The sequence below is a fragment of the Allorhizobium undicola ORS 992 = ATCC 700741 genome, assembly GCF_000621665.1.
Taxonomy (GTDB): Bacteria; Pseudomonadota; Alphaproteobacteria; order Rhizobiales; family Rhizobiaceae; genus Allorhizobium; species Allorhizobium undicola.
The window spans coordinates 16,050-30,166 of record NZ_JHXQ01000003.1; the positions used below are offsets into that span (position 1 = coordinate 16,050).

At 60.1% G+C, this 14,117-nt stretch carries 15 protein-coding genes; 5 read left to right on the forward strand and 10 right to left on the reverse strand.

From position 1 onward, the window contains the following. Both queG and T424_RS0104100 read right to left on the reverse strand, forming a co-directional pair. A complete protein-coding gene (queG, locus tag T424_RS0104095; RefSeq protein ID WP_027486591.1) occupies positions 1-1,158 on the reverse strand; it encodes a tRNA epoxyqueuosine(34) reductase QueG in 1,158 nt (385 codons plus the stop codon). Between the two features lie 12 nt (positions 1,159-1,170). Continuing rightward, positions 1,171-1,863 carry a glutathione S-transferase family protein gene (locus T424_RS0104100; protein WP_027486592.1) on the reverse strand — a complete coding sequence of 231 codons (693 nt, stop codon included), beginning with the start codon at positions 1,861-1,863 and terminating at the stop codon, positions 1,171-1,173. 275 nt (positions 1,864-2,138) lie between these two features. On the opposite strand from T424_RS0104100, the gene T424_RS0104105 reads away from it, so the two are divergent. Continuing rightward, positions 2,139-2,945, forward strand: a complete 807-nt coding sequence (locus T424_RS0104105) for an undecaprenyl-diphosphate phosphatase (protein WP_027486593.1) — start codon at positions 2,139-2,141, stop codon at positions 2,943-2,945. 45 nt (positions 2,946-2,990) lie between these two features. Here T424_RS0104105 and T424_RS0104110 read toward each other — a convergent pair whose 3' ends face one another. Further along, the gene (locus tag T424_RS0104110; RefSeq protein ID WP_027486594.1) at positions 2,991-3,200 is read right to left on the reverse strand and encodes a SlyX family protein; all 210 of its coding nucleotides are present in this window, start codon (positions 3,198-3,200) and stop codon (positions 2,991-2,993) included. A gap of 52 nt (positions 3,201-3,252) precedes the next feature. Beyond that, on the reverse strand, positions 3,253-3,540 hold the full coding sequence (locus tag T424_RS0104115; RefSeq protein WP_084268383.1) for a hypothetical protein: 288 nt from the start codon (positions 3,538-3,540) through the stop codon (positions 3,253-3,255). Between the two features lie 285 nt (positions 3,541-3,825). Between T424_RS0104115 and recF the strand changes: the two genes are divergently transcribed. Genes recF through T424_RS0104130 form a run of 3 tightly spaced genes read left to right on the forward strand, consistent with a single transcriptional unit; the run spans position 3,826 to position 6,215 of the window. Then, a complete protein-coding gene (gene recF, locus T424_RS0104120; RefSeq protein WP_027486596.1) occupies positions 3,826-4,950 on the forward strand; it encodes a DNA replication/repair protein RecF in 1,125 nt (374 codons plus the stop codon). A gap of 15 nt (positions 4,951-4,965) precedes the next feature. After that, positions 4,966-5,736 carry a molybdopterin-synthase adenylyltransferase MoeB gene (locus tag T424_RS0104125; protein ID WP_027486597.1) on the forward strand — a complete coding sequence of 257 codons (771 nt, stop codon included), beginning with the start codon at positions 4,966-4,968 and terminating at the stop codon, positions 5,734-5,736. Between the two features lie 2 nt (positions 5,737-5,738). Further along, positions 5,739-6,215 (forward strand): GNAT family N-acetyltransferase, encoded by a 477-nt coding sequence (locus T424_RS0104130; protein WP_027486598.1) that lies wholly within the window; start codon positions 5,739-5,741, stop codon positions 6,213-6,215. A 33-nt stretch (positions 6,216-6,248) separates the two neighbouring features. On the opposite strand, the gene T424_RS0104135 is transcribed toward T424_RS0104130, so the two are convergent. Continuing rightward, entirely contained in the window at positions 6,249-7,253 is a 1,005-nt protein-coding gene (locus T424_RS0104135; protein ID WP_027486599.1) for a 2-hydroxyacid dehydrogenase, read from the reverse strand. 270 nt (positions 7,254-7,523) lie between these two features. Between T424_RS0104135 and T424_RS0104140 the strand changes: the two genes are divergently transcribed. Then, positions 7,524-8,051 (forward strand): SH3 domain-containing protein, encoded by a 528-nt coding sequence (locus T424_RS0104140; protein ID WP_051558779.1) that lies wholly within the window; start codon positions 7,524-7,526, stop codon positions 8,049-8,051. Between the two features lie 134 nt (positions 8,052-8,185). Here T424_RS0104140 and T424_RS0104145 read toward each other — a convergent pair whose 3' ends face one another. The 5 genes from T424_RS0104145 to rpoN form a co-directional block, all read right to left on the reverse strand. Further along, positions 8,186-9,184 carry an adenosine kinase gene (locus tag T424_RS0104145; protein WP_027486601.1) on the reverse strand — a complete coding sequence of 333 codons (999 nt, stop codon included), beginning with the start codon at positions 9,182-9,184 and terminating at the stop codon, positions 8,186-8,188. Between the two features lie 89 nt (positions 9,185-9,273). Continuing rightward, complete coding sequence (locus T424_RS20155; protein ID WP_245269419.1) at positions 9,274-10,833, reverse strand: putative bifunctional diguanylate cyclase/phosphodiesterase; 1,560 nt, start codon at positions 10,831-10,833, stop codon at positions 9,274-9,276. A gap of 149 nt (positions 10,834-10,982) precedes the next feature. Next, positions 10,983-11,447, reverse strand: a complete 465-nt coding sequence (ptsN, locus tag T424_RS0104155; protein ID WP_027486602.1) for a PTS IIA-like nitrogen regulatory protein PtsN — start codon at positions 11,445-11,447, stop codon at positions 10,983-10,985. Positions 11,448-11,564: 117 nt separating this feature from the next. Further along, positions 11,565-12,128, reverse strand: a complete 564-nt coding sequence (gene hpf, locus T424_RS0104160) for a ribosome hibernation-promoting factor, HPF/YfiA family (RefSeq protein WP_027486603.1) — start codon at positions 12,126-12,128, stop codon at positions 11,565-11,567. A gap of 322 nt (positions 12,129-12,450) precedes the next feature. After that, a complete protein-coding gene (rpoN, locus tag T424_RS0104170; RefSeq protein WP_027486604.1) occupies positions 12,451-13,986 on the reverse strand; it encodes an RNA polymerase factor sigma-54 in 1,536 nt (511 codons plus the stop codon). Between the last annotated feature and the right edge of the window lie 131 nt (positions 13,987-14,117).

Sequence of the window (14,117 nt, forward strand, 5' to 3'; positions counted from 1 at the left end):
TCATGTAACTCCTGCTGCTTCCCATTCCCGCAATACATCCGGGTCTTGTTCGTTCTTGCGTTTGGCCCTGAGCGCCTGAAGATAGGGCAGGGGCTTCAGCCGTGACAGCGCCCAGACCGCCATGGCGCGCACATCGGCGCTGTCATCGGCAATCAGGGCGGCACAGGCCGGTGCAAGCTCAGGCTTGCCGGAATTGCCTGCCGCAATCAGCACATTGCGTACAAAGCGGTTGCGCCCGATGCGCTTGACCGGCGAGCCGCTGAAAAAATGCCGAAAGCCCGCATCGTCGAGTGACAGAAAGCTTTCGATGTCGGGCGCGTTCAGCTCTTTCCTTGCCTGAAGTTTCATCTCTTGCGCCTGTTGCGCAAACTTGTTCCATGGACAGGCGGCAAGGCAATCGTCGCAGCCATAGATGCGGTTGCCGAAGGCGGGGCGCAAATTGCGATCGATCACGCCCTTATGCTCGATGGTCAGGTAGGAAATGCAGCGGCGCGCATCGATCTGGTAGGGGGCGGGAAAGGCCGCCGTCGGGCAGGCATCCAGACAGGCGCGGCAGGAGCCGCAATGGTCGCGCTCGGCCTCATCGGCGTCAAGCTCGGCGGTGGTGAACAGGCTGCCGAGAAAGAGCCATGAGCCAAAATCCCGGCTGACGAGATTGGTGTGTTTGCCCTGCCAGCCGAGCCCCGCTGCCGCTGCCAGCGGTTTTTCCATCACCGGCGCGGTATCGACGAACACCTTGACATCTTCGCCCGCGCGCGCGGCAAAGCGCGTGGCAACCTCTTTCAGCCGGCCCTTGATAATGTCGTGATAATCACGATTGCGGGCGTACACGGAAATGGCCGCCTTTGCCCTATCGCCCTGCAAGGCACGCGGGTCGTGATCGGGCCCGTAATTCATGGCGAAAATGGCAATGGAGCGTACTTGCGACCACAGCACGCGGGGATCGGCGCGGCGCGCCTGCGTTTCCGCCATCCATTCCATGGTGCCGTGATGGCCAGCTTCGAGAAATTGCCGCAGCCTTGCAGGCGCCTGCGGAATGGCATCGGGAAGGGTGATGCGACAGAGATCGAAACCCTTGTCGGCAGCTTCCTGCTTGAGAAAGGCGGTGAGCTTCACCTGCCTTTCCCGCTGCCGCGCAAGGGATGCTGCCTGCCCCATGGCGCCTGTCCGTTAAAAGTCGAGATCGGCGTAATGCGAAACCGGGGTCAGGCCGCGCACGCGCTCGGCCAGAAGCGGGCGGAAGCTTGGCCGGGATTTCAGCCGCTGATACCAGTCCTTCGCAAGAGGCGCTTCAGCCCAGTCGATTTCGCCCAGATAATCCAGCACGGAAATCGCCGCGCCTGCCGCCAGGTCGCCATAGCTCAGGCGGTCTCCGGCAAGCCAGGTGCGCGAACCGGCAAGCCAGCTCAGATATTTCATATGCTGGTGAATATTGCTGCGGGCCGTGCGCAGGATCTTCGAATCCGGCGCGCCGCCGCCAAGGCCGTTCGGCGTTTGCAGCTTGAACACGCGCTCACGCGCCAGAGGCCGGGTCACGTCCTGCTCCATCTTTTGCAGGAACCAGTCCACAAGACGGCGGATTTCCGCCCGCTGGAAGGGATCTTCCGCCAGAAGCCGCCGGTCGCGTTTCAATACTCCGTGGGTCTCGTCGAGAAATTCGGAGATGACGGTTGCCCCGCACAGGGTGCGCATATTGTCATCCACATAGACCGGCAGGGTGCCGGCGGGATTGAGATTGAGGAATTCGCGGCGCTTTTCCCATGTCTGCTCCTCCGCCAGATCGACCTGATAGCCGTATTCGGCCAGAATCAGACGAACGAAGCGCGAGGCGGTGGACATGGGGTGATGATAAAGAGTGGACATCTGGGTTCTTGGATCTATCCGGGGGCGGTGAGGCAGCGTGAGCGGAAGCGCAACGCATCCGTCACCATGGGCTTTCCGGCCTGTCATATAGGCGAATCGGTTGTTTTGTCATCTGCAATAGCCGCGCTTTCACCAGAGAGATTGACCTTTGCCGCCGAGATAGCCACAAATCCCTGCGTTTCAGGGGGAAGGAGAATCATTCCCGCGGTGGGAAGCCTGTTGCGCAACCGCCTCGTATTCCAACTGGTCATCGACCACCTGCTCTAGGATATTCCATGGAAGATCAATCGATCATCAGCGCGCTCATTCTCGGCCTCATCGAAGGTCTGACCGAGTTCATCCCCGTGTCCTCCACCGCGCATGTGTTGCTGGCCGGGCATTTTCTCGGCTTCAATTCGCCGGGAAACACCTTTGCCGTGCTGATCCAGTTGGGCGCGATCCTGGCCATCCTGTCAGTTTATGCCCACAAGCTCATTTCCATTGCGCTCGCCCTGCCCAATGACGTGCGCAGCCGCCGCTTCGTGCTGGCGGTGCTGGTGGCCTTCCTGCCCGCCGCCGTCATTGGCGCCATCGCGCATGATTTCATCAAGGCCGTGCTTTTCGAGACGCCGATGCTCATCTGCATCATGCTGATCGTTGGCGGCGTCATCCTGCTTCTGGTGGACCGGATGAAATTTCAGCCGCGCTATACCGATGTGATGGATTATCCGCTGTCGCTTGCCTTCAAGATCGGGCTTTTCCAGTGCCTTGCCATGATCCCCGGCACGTCGCGCTCCGGCTCCACCATTGTCGGTTCGTTGCTGCTGGGCACGGACAAGCGCTCCGCGGCGGAGTTTTCCTTCTTCCTCGCCATGCCCACCATGCTGGGCGCTTTCGTGCTGGATCTCTACAAGAACCGCAACACCCTGAGCTTCGATGACAGCATCCTCATCGGCATTGGGTTCATTGCCGCCTTTTTCTCCGCGCTCCTCGTGGTGCGCGGGCTTCTCAACTTCGTCAGCCGCCGGGGTTATGCACCTTTCGCATGGTGGCGCATCGCAGTGGGTGTCGTTGGCCTGATCGGACTTCTCGTCTGGCGCTGAAGCACGTTCAAAGAGACGCGGAGGCCGCTTTGTTGCGGCACCTCGTCAGTAATGCGGGGGCCTCGTCACGGGCGCAGGCCCCAGCGCCTGCTCCTCAAGGGCCAGGAAACTGTCGGTCAGCTGGTCCAACTTGCGGCGCATCTGCTCCACCAGCTTCCATTGCTGGGTCAGTTGCTCGGAAAGCTCGTCGATGGTCCTTGCCTGATGGGCCACGGTTTCCTCCAGACGGATCAGGCGGGCTTCGTCTTCTGTCATGATAGCGTCTCCTTGTGCCGGTGAGATGGCGGTCTTCCGGTGGCGCGTCAAGTCAGTCCCGGCGGGCTTTCTTCTTGCGATAGGGCATGAGCATCACCGCCGAGGCCGTCACGGCGGCGGCAAAGATCAGCGCCAGCGGCAGTCCAAGCATCAGCGCCACCACCGGAGCGTCGTTGCTATGGTCCAGCAGCCGGCCAATTCCACCCACGTCCAGCCACAGCAGCAAACCGGCAACGATCAGACCAAGCGCTGCCCCCAGTGCGGCATTGCCCGCCAGAAAACGCATCATGTCCCAATGGTCCCGCCGGGCCTCTTCCGGGGTCAAATCATCGTCCTGCATGGGTCAGCCTTTCAGATGGCAGTCTCCCACGGGCTTGCCCGGTGGAAAAGGCGGTCGCGCTCTTGTCTCATGCGGCGATTGCGCCTAGTGGTTTGATGAGTGAAACGAGGATCACGGAGTGATGCTCGCAGCACAGGAACCCAGGGTGCCGATCTGGGTGTAACAGGTCAAGCGGCCTCTTCTCCGGGCTTGAAGAATGAATGCGCGCCATGAAGCCGGCCTTCAAGCCCCATGCCGTGATTTCGAGGACCAGATGTCACGAACAGTCTGCAAGCCCGCGTCGTAATGCCTGAAAAAACCTTCATCACCCGTTTGAAGCTGACCGATTTTCGCAACTACGCGGCAGCGTCGCTTGCGCTGGATGGTCGCCATGTGGTGCTGACCGGCCCGAACGGTTCCGGCAAGACCAATCTCATGGAGGCGGTTTCCTTTCTTTCACCGGGGCGTGGTCTGCGGCGCGCGGTGCTGCAGGATGTGGCGCGGGCCGGGGCTTCCGGCGGATTTTCCATTTTCGCAGCACTTGAGGGCATGGCGGGGGAGGTGGAGCTTGGAACCGGCACGGAGGTGCAGGAGGAGGCGGCCCTTCGCCGCTTGCGCGTCAACGGGGCTGCGGCAAGGTCGGTAGACGAACTCACCGATCACCTGCGCCTCGTCTGGCTGACGCCCGCCATGGACGGGTTGTTTACCGGCACCTCGTCTGATCGCCGCCGCTTCCTTGACCGGCTCGTTCTGTCGATCGATCCGTTGCACGGGCGCCGCGCCAGCGATTTCGAGCGGGCCATGCGCAGCCGCAACCGGCTTTTGTCGGAAGGCCGTTTCGATCCGGCCTGGCTTTCCGGGCTGGAGGAGCAAATGGCGGCGCTTGGCATCGCCATGGCGCTGGCACGGCAGGAAATGATGCGGCTTCTCTCCGCGCTTATCTTCGAGCGGCAGGACCCGGAGAATTTTCCGGTGGCCGATCTTGCCCTGTCGGGCTTTATGGACGACGGCGCCAATCTGCCCGCCATCGATCTGGAAGATCGCTACCGCAGCCTGCTGGAGCAGGGCAGGGGGCGGGATGCGGCTGCGGGACGCACGCTGGAGGGCCCGCATCGCAGCGACCTTCTGGTGCGGCATCGGGAAAAGAATATGGAGGCGGAGCGCTGTTCCACGGGCGAGCAGAAGGCGCTTCTGGTGGGCATCATCCTGGCCCATGCCGAGTTGACGGCCACCATGACGGGATATGCGCCGATATTGCTGCTCGATGAAATTGCCGCCCATCTGGACGAAAACCGCCGGGCGGCGTTGTTTGGACGGATCGATGCGCTGGGCGGGCAGGCCTTCATGACCGGCACGGACCGGCAGATGTTCGCGGCACTGGGCGATAAGGCCCAGCATGTCAGCGTGCAGGATGGTATGTTGACGCTTTGAAATGGAGCTTTCCCGATGGAACCTCTGACACCAGACGAAATTGCCCGTTACCAGCGTCATATCCTGCTGCCGGAGGTGGGCGGTGCTGGCCAGCAGAAGCTGAAAGCCGCCCGCGTTCTGGTGATTGGCGCTGGTGGGCTCGGCGCGCCCGTCTTGCATTATCTGGCGGCGGCGGGGGTGGGCTCTATCGGTATCGTGGACGATGACCGCGTTTCGCTGTCCAACCTGCAAAGGCAGGTCATTCATGACACCCAGACGGTGGGGGAGCTGAAAACGGCAAGCGCAACCGCAGCTCTGGCCCGGCTCAATCCCCATGTCCGTGTCATCTGCCACGAGGAGCGCTTCGACCAGGCCTTTGCCGCGCTTTACCTGTCAGGCTATGACGTGCTGATCGACGGTTCTGACAATTTCGACACCCGATATGCGGCGGCCGATGCCGCGCAGGCGGCGGAACGTCCGCTGGTGACGGGTGCGGTCGGCCGGTTCGAGGGGCAGTTGACCGTGTTGAAACCCTATGAGAGGGACAAGGACGGGTGCCTTTTTCCGCGTTACCGCGATCTCTTTCCGGAAAAGCCGCCGCAGGGTCTTGTTCCCGCCTGTGCGCAAACGGGTATCCTCGGTGCGCTGACGGGGGTGATCGGCACGCTGATGGCCATGGAAACCATCAAACTCATCACCGGCATTGGCAATCCGTTAGTGGGCCGTCTGCTACTTTACGATGGCCTGTCGGCGCGTTTCGACACGGTGGCATATCGGCGGCGCAGGGAAGAAGGACAGCATCCATGACGGTGGAGATTCTTCAGATTGATGAGAGTTTCAAGGATTGGGACGGGCTTCTGGCGCTGGTGCTGGCCGCCTTCGATTACATGCATCCGCTGATCGACCCGCCATCCTCGGCATTGAAGCTGACGCCGGAGACGCTTCGTGCCAAGGCTGCGGAAGAGATCGGCTATGCGGCAATGATGGATGGCCGCCTCGTGGGCTGTCTTTTCTGCCGTCAGGAGGGCGCGGAAACGCTCTATCTTGGCAAACTCGCCGTTCTGCCGGATTTGCAGGGCAAGGGCATTGGCCGCGCCATGCTGGCGGCTGCCGAAGGCGTGGCAAGGGCCTGTGGCGTAACGCGGCTCAAGCTGGAAACCCGCATCGAGCTCAAGGGAAACCATGAGCGCTTCGCTGCCTGGGGATTTCGAAGGGTGGCCGAAAAAAGCCATCCCGGTTACGAGCGAACGACCTTCGTGGAGATGGTCAAGCCTCTACAGGCTTGATTGCCTCGGTGACGATGCGGCATGTGCCCGGCGTCAGCTCCGGCCGGGCAGCACCCGGTTCGGCGGACGGTGGCCATCGAAATAGGTGCGGATATTGATGATCACCTTGTCGCCCATATCGATGCGGCCCTCGATGGTGGCCGATCCCATATGCGGCAGAAGAACCACCTTGCCCTCTTCCGCAAGCTTCAGCAACTTTGGATTCACGGCGGGCTCGTTTTCGAAAACATCGAGCCCGGCTCCGGCAATCCGGCCCTCCCGGATATATTGAATGAGGGCCGTCTCATCGATGATGCCGCCGCGTGAGGTGTTGACGATGTAGCTGGTGGGCTGCATCAGCGCCAGCCTGCGGGCCGAAAGCAGGTGATAGGTGGCAGGGGTCGAGGGGCAATTGACGGAAACGATGTCCACCCGTGCGAGCATCTGGTCGAGGCTGTCCCAATAGGTGGCTTCCAGCTCGTCCTCAGTCTGTGGATTGACGCGCTTGCGGTTGTGATAATGAATGGAGAGCCCAAAGGCCTTCGCGCGCCTTGCAACAGCTGTGCCGATGCGGCCCATGCCGACAATGCCGATGCGCTTGCCCCAGATCCGGCGGCCAAGCATCCAGGTGGGCGACCAGCCTGCCCATTCGCCCGGCTGGTCGGTGAGGATGCGCGATCCTTCAGCAAGGCGGCGCGGCAAGGCAAGAATGAGCGCCATGGTCATATCGGCGGTATCTTCCGTCAACACGTTCGGGGTATTGGTAACGGTGATGCCCTTTCGGGCGGCGGCATCCACGTCGATGTGGTCCGTACCGTTCGAAAAACTGGCGATCAGCTTCATCTGCGGACCCGCCGCCTCGATGATGCCTGCATCGATTCGATCCGTCACGGTGGGAACCAGAACATCGCAACGCTGCACGGCGGCGATCAATTCTTCGCGCGTTCGCGGTGCGTCATCGACATTCAATTCGGCGTCAAACAGCTCACGCATCCGCGTTTCTACCGCATCCGGCAATTTCCGCGTCAGATAGACCGTGGTTTTTTTTCGTTGCGTCATGGCGAGTTTCGATACCTTGTAAAGATGTCGTTAACCAGGACGGGCGATGATTCCCGCATGATTCACATAGAGCAAGTCCAGGAAAAGTGTAACACGGTTTTCCTTGTCCGGACTTGCGTTGCAAAGAGGTTTGGGGCGGTGTTGCCCGTTTATCGGGCAAGGGCGCCCCATCGCAAGTCCAGGAAAAGTGTAACACGGTTTTGCTGATCGGATCCTGGTGAAACAAAAGAGAAAGCGAGAGCATTTCAGCAGATTGCTGGAAGGTGAAAAATGCTGAAGGGCTTGCAACATTTCATTCTTGCCGCCGTGGTCGTTGCCTCGGGTGCGTATCCTGCGGCTGCGCAATCCATGAAGGGCGCCAGCGGCCTTCCCTTGCCGCGCTTTGTCAGCCTGAAATCGGCCCGCGTCAATCTTCGCATCGGGCCGGGAACGGATTATGCCGCCTCGTGGATGTATACCAAGGCGGGTCTGCCGGTGGAAATCGTGCAGGAATATGAAAACTGGCGCCGGATCCGCGATGCGGACGGAACGGAGGGATGGGTCAACCAGACGCTGCTTTCGGGAGAGCGCACCGCGCTGGCCGCGCCATGGATGAAGGGCAAGGGCGATAATATTTTCGTGAACCTCCGCGCCGAGAGCCTGCCGAATGCTCGGGTCACGGCCAAGCTGCAACCGGGTGTGGTTGTCCATGTGCGCGAATGCAATGGCAATTGGTGCCATGTGCAGACCGACGAGGTCAAAGGCTGGGTCGCCCAGGGAGAAATCTGGGGCGCCTATCCCGGCGAAGTGTTCAAATAGACCGCTTTTGAAGGCGTAGGGAGCATTGTCGGCGAGAAAAGGCGAAACCGCTGCCGCCTTTGCGAATTGTTCGATGAAGGGGATGGTTGGCTCAAACTGACCCCCACAGCCCCAGCTTTGCCGCCGCCGCAGGATCAGACGGGAATAAGCCCGTAGTCCTGCCCGGCTTTTTTCAGCGACAGGTTGGGGCGGGGGCCGATTTGCTGGATGACAATGCCAGCGGACAGGCAGCCCAGCTTGCCGCAGTCTTCCAGCGAACGGTCGCTGGTATAGCCATAAAGGAAGCCGGCTGCGAAAAGGTCGCCAGCGCCCGTGGTGTCCACCAGTTCTTCGATCGCGGTTGCCGGGATGCGAATACGCTCCTTGCCGCGCACAATCACCGCGCCCTTTTCGCTCATCGTCACGGCTGCAAGCTTGCAATCGCTGGCAAGGCGCTCAAGCGCATCCTCGAAATTCTCCGTTTCGTAAAGGGCAAGCGCTTCCTGCTCGTTTGCAAAGACGATATCCACGGTGCCGGACCGCATGAGGTCGAGAAACTCATCCCGGTAACGGTGAACGCAGAAACTGTCGGAAAGCGTCATCGAAACTTCCCGGCCATTGGCATGGGCAATGCGGGCGCATTCGACAATGGCTTCCTTGGCGCGCGGCGGATCCCAGAGATAGCCCTCGAAATAGGTGACGCGGGATGCTGCAACCACGTCCGGCTCCACGTCTTCGGGGCCGAACTCGACGCAGGCGCCGAGATAGGTGTTCATCGAGCGCTCACCGTCTTCCGTGACGAAAATCATCGAACGGGCGGTGGGCGGCTCGGTCGTGCCCGGACGGGTCGTGTAATGCACGCCCTGGGCGCGAATGTCATGGGTAAAGATTTCACCCAGCTGATCGGCGGCCACCTTGCCGAAATAGGCGGCGCGTCCTCCCAGGCTTGCAACGCCTGCCGCCGTATTTCCGGCGCTGCCGCCGGAGGTCTCGATGGCTGGGCCCATCAGGCTGTAGAGCCGCGTGGCGCGCTCGGCATCGATGAGGTTCATCGCGCCTTTGGTGATGTCATTGTCGAGAAGAAAGCTGTCCTCGCAGCGGGATATGATGTCAACGATGGCGTTGCCGATGGTGAGGACGTCGAATTGCGTCATGATGACAAAAATCCCTGAATGAACAAACCCCTGCTTCATAGCCGATTTCTCCCGGCTTGGAAGCGGAAATGCTCACTCTTCGCTGCGTTTCATGCGGCATCCGTCCCGGCATTTTCGTTGGGCCGCGCGTGACGTGCCAGCAGGCGCCGGGTATCTTCTCCGCTGACCGGCTTGCCGAAGAGATAGCCCTGGCCAAAATCGCAGCCCACGCTTTTCAGGAAGTCGAGCTGATGGTTTTCCTCGATGCCTTCGGCGGTGGTGGATATGCCCAGGCCCTGGCCGAGGCCAAGAATAGCCCGCACGATGTCCTCCCGCTTCTTGTCCGTTTCGAAGCCGGTGACGAAGCTGCGGTCGATCTTGATCTTGTCGAAGCGGAATTTCGAAAGCTGCGACAGGCTGGAATAGCCGGTGCCGAAATCATCGAGGGCGATCTTGATGCCGGCCGCCTGCAATTCGCCGAGAATGGCGCCAGCGGAGTCCATGTCGCGCACCAATGCCGTTTCGGTGATTTCCAGCTCCAGGCGATGGGCGGGAAAGCCGGTTTCGAGCAGGACGTTCATGATCCTGAGCGGCATCTGCTTGTCGCTCAGTTGCAGTGGCGAAATGTTGAAGGCCAGAATTGTCTCGGGCGGCCAGTTTACGGCATCCCGGCAGGCCGCCTTCAACAGGCGCTCCGAAAGCTCGACGATCAGCCCCGCATCTTCCGCCAGCGCGATGAAATCGGAAGGCGGGATGATGTGGTTTGGACCAGCTTCCCAGCGGGCCAGCGCTTCAAAACCGCGAATATCGCCGGTGCGCAGGTCAATCAGCGGCTGGTAATAGGGAACGATGCTGTCACTGCGTATGGCGCGCTTCAGCGCCATCTCCGTCTCGGCCCGGCGAAGAATGCGATCCTCCATGATCCGCTCGAAGCCGAACACGCCGTTTCGCCCGCTTTTCTTGGCCACATACATGGCCACGTCGGCACAGTGAATTGCATCGGAAAAATCGGCAGAGTCTTCAGGATAAAGCGCAAAGCCAATGCTGGCGCCAATTTCGGAGGTCATGCCGCCGACGTCATAGGGGGCAGACAAAAGGCGCAGAATGCGATGTCCGAGCCTCATGCAATCGGTGGCCGGCGTCCTGTCGGCAATGACCAGAAATTCATCGCCGCCCAGCCTGTAGGCCTGGGCCGAAGGCAGCATGGTCTTGAGCCGATGGGCCACTTCCTTCAGCAGGAGATCGCCGCCCTGATGGCCGACAAGGTCGTTGACATTTTTGAACCCGTCAAGGTCGATGCAATAGATGACGGATGGCGTATCGGCCTTTGCCTTGTGGTCCCGCTTTTCCAGCGCGCGGCGATTGGGCAGGAGCGTCAGCGGGTCGTGATGGGCAAGCCAGTCGATATTGCGCTCTGCCCGGTTGCGGCGGGCGATTTCATGCTTGAGATCGGTAATGCGCCGGTAGGCATAGATCAGGCTGTATATCCCGATAATGTTGATGGCGGTAAACGCCTCATCGAACTGCCAGGTTTCGTGGGCGTGCAGAAATTTGTCGATGCTTTCATGCAGGTCGATCTCGATTGCGAGAATCCAGATGCAAAGACCCGTAAGGCCAAGGATAAGGGCCTCGCGAACGGGCTTGTCCTGTATAAATTTCGGAAGCTGCACGCTCTATCAACCCCCACCAGGTCGGATTGGCCACAGGCCCGCATGGGGTGGCCCCGACAGAGAGGTAAAGCATCTATATTAAAGACAGCTTAAGGACGTTGTTCGTTTTGAACTGAACCCGGTCTTTCCACGGTGGAGGCATCCGGTCTTCAGGCTGCGTTGGATGCCTGATCCTGATTGAGGAAGGTGTAAAGGGCGGTTGGCGAATCGCTGGCCCTGAGCTTTGCCACCAGATCCTGATCCCGCAGCACGCGGGCAATGCGCGACAGCGCTTTCAGGTGGTCGGCGCCCGCGCCCTCCGGCGCCAGAAGAAGGAAGACGAGATCGACCGGCTGCTCGTCCAGGGCCTCGAAGTCCACCGGCGTTTCAAGGCGGGCAAAGATACCCTTGATGGAGCCGATACTGGTGAGCTTGCCATGCGGGATGGCAATGCCATTGCCAACGCCTGTTGAGCCCAAGCGTTCGCGTTGCAGGATCACGTCGAAGATTTCCCGCTCCGAAATCCCGGTCAGCTTTGCGGCCTTTGCTGCCAGCTCCTGAAGCAATTGTTTTTTGGAATTGACTTTCAGGGCGGGAATGATCGCATCTTGATGCAGCAAATCTGCCAAGGCCATTGGGTTTTCCTTTACGCCGCCGCCGTCTTGGGGAAAGGCCATGGCATCCATCGCCTTTCCTTTCTGTTTCCTGTTTTACATGCGCCGCAGGCGGCGCATGTTTCCTGCCAGATCCAGTCAGCCCTTGATGGTCGCGGAATCGATCCAGCCGATATTGCCGTCATTGCGGCGATAGACAATGTTCAATTCATCCTTGCCCGGACTTCTGAACAGAACAATCGGCTCGTCTGTCATGTCCAGCGCCATGACGGCGGTGGCCACGGACATCGTCTTCAGCTTCTTGGTGCTTTCTGCCACGATGGTCGGCGCGAAATCTTCCGGCACTTCCTCATGTTCGTCGGGAACGGCGTCCATGACGGTATAGGCAATCTCGGTGGCGCTGGCGGCATGATGGTCCTTGAGCTTGCGCTTGTAGCGGCGCAGGCGCTTTTCGATCCGCTCTGCCGCCGCGTCGAAGGCAGGCTGCGGATCGTTGGCTTCACCGGCGGCATGGAGCTTCACACCGCTATCGAGATGCACGATGCAATCGGCGGAGAAGCGCGACGCGGATTTCGTGACCGTTACCTGACCGGAGTATCCCCCGTCGAAATATTTGGTCACGGCATCTGCGATCTGTGTCTCGATCCGCTCACGGAACGATTCGCCGATTTCCATATGTTTGCCGGATACACGCACACTCATGGAGTTTCCCTTCTTATAATGATTTGCGGAAACCAGTTTACGCCAAGGCGCGCGCACGTCCAAGCACTTCCGTGTTTGCCATGCCCCATCCCCGTTTCAGTCGGCAACCCATGGATGTTTCCATTCAGCTGCCCTGCCATTCTTCTCCGCCATCGTTGCCGTTTCCCCCTCGGTCGCCAGCGGCCTTGCCGGGACCTGCCTTCGCATCGATTGGCAATGTCCCGTGTTCGATCCCGGATTTTTCATCTTCTGCATGTATTTCGCGTCCCTCTAAAGATAGAGGCTGTAAAAGTCAACGTCTTGTTAACTCTGCGGCACGCCGTCAGCCGGAACTGCGGGCCATGGCGCGCTTTTCGCGTCTGCGTTGCACGGAGGAGGGAATATTCATGGCCTCGCGGTATTTCGCCACGGTGCGGCGGGCAAGGTCCACGCCGGAACTCTTCAGACTTTCGACAATATCGTCATCGGAGAGAATATTATCGGCGGTCTCCTGCGCGATCAGGAGGCGAATACGGTGGCGAACCGCTTCTGCGGAGTGATTATCGCCGCCCTCTGCCGAGCCGATCGAGACGCTGAAGAAATATTTCAGCTCGAAAAGGCCACGGGGTGTAAGCATGTATTTGTTGGACGTCACGCGGCTGACGGTCGATTCATGCATTTTTATCGCTTCGGCCACCGTCTTGAGATTGAGCGGCCGCAGGTGATCGACCCCGTGATGCAGGAAGGCGTCCTGCTGACGCACGATTTCTGTCGCGACCTTCATGATGGTGCGGGCGCGTTGGTCGAGGCTGCGCATCAGCCATGTGGCGTTTTGCATACACTCGCTGAGAAAGGCCTGCTCGCCCTGTTCCTGGCGGCCCTGTTTCTTGATCTCGGCGTGGTACTGGTTATTGACCAGCACCCGCGGAAGAGTTTCCGGATTAAGCTCCACCGCCCAGGCGCCGCCCTTGGCGGGGGTAACGATGACATCGGCGACAATGGTCTGGGTGGGGCCGGTATCGAAGGCGGCGCCGGGTTTCGGCATGAGGCCGCGAATTTCCGCCATCATGTCCAGGAGGTCGTCTTCATCCACGCCGCACAACCGCTTGAGCTGGGCGAAGTCGCGCCGCGCCAGAAGCTCCAGATGATCGAGAAGGGTGGCCATGGCAGGGTCGAGGCGGTTGCGCTGCCGAAGCTGGATGGCCAGGCATTCGCCAAGGCTGCGCGCGAAGATCCCCGGCGGGTCGAAGCTTTGCAATATGCCCAGCACCCGCTCCACGTCCGGCTTCGCTCTGCCAATGCTGCCGGCGATCTCGTCCAGATCGGCGCGCAGATAGCCAGCCTCGTCGATCTGGTCGAGCAGGGCCAGCGCAATCATATGGTCGGCTGCTGCGGTAATCGAAAACGGCAATTGCTGAAGAATGTGATCGCGAAGGGTGGTTCTGACGGCCACGAAGTCATCGAGGTCGTAGCCGTCGGCGCCATCCGCCGTCCCGCCGGGCATCGATTTCCACTGGCCAAGCATGTCCGGCATGTCAATCCTGGGGGCTGCGGCATCGTCGCTGAAGGCCACCCCGTAATTGCTGTCCAGGCTTTCGCCAACCTGGGCGTTGCCGTTTTCATACCAGTCGCTGGCAAGGCCTGCTTCGGGCTCGGGGCTGCTATCGGCCTGCGCATCGTTGCTTGCGGCATCCGCACCACCGCCTGCCGCTTCATCATTTGATGCAATTTCGAGCAGCGGATTTTTCTCAACCTCCTGCCCGATGAAGTGAACCAGTTCCAGGTGGGTCATCTGGAGCAGCTGGATGGATTGCATCAACTGCGGCGTCATCACCAATGATTGGCTTTGGCGAAGAAAAAGGTTGGCTGACAGGGCCATGGTGGACGCAAACTCCCCTACGCTCCCTTCGAACTCCCTTTGTTCTGCAAAATTTGCATAGGGAAGTTGCGATTGGCCCAAAAATTGCTTTTTTAGGGGGTTTGGTCAAGCGGTCTGCGGGCGGATTCCGC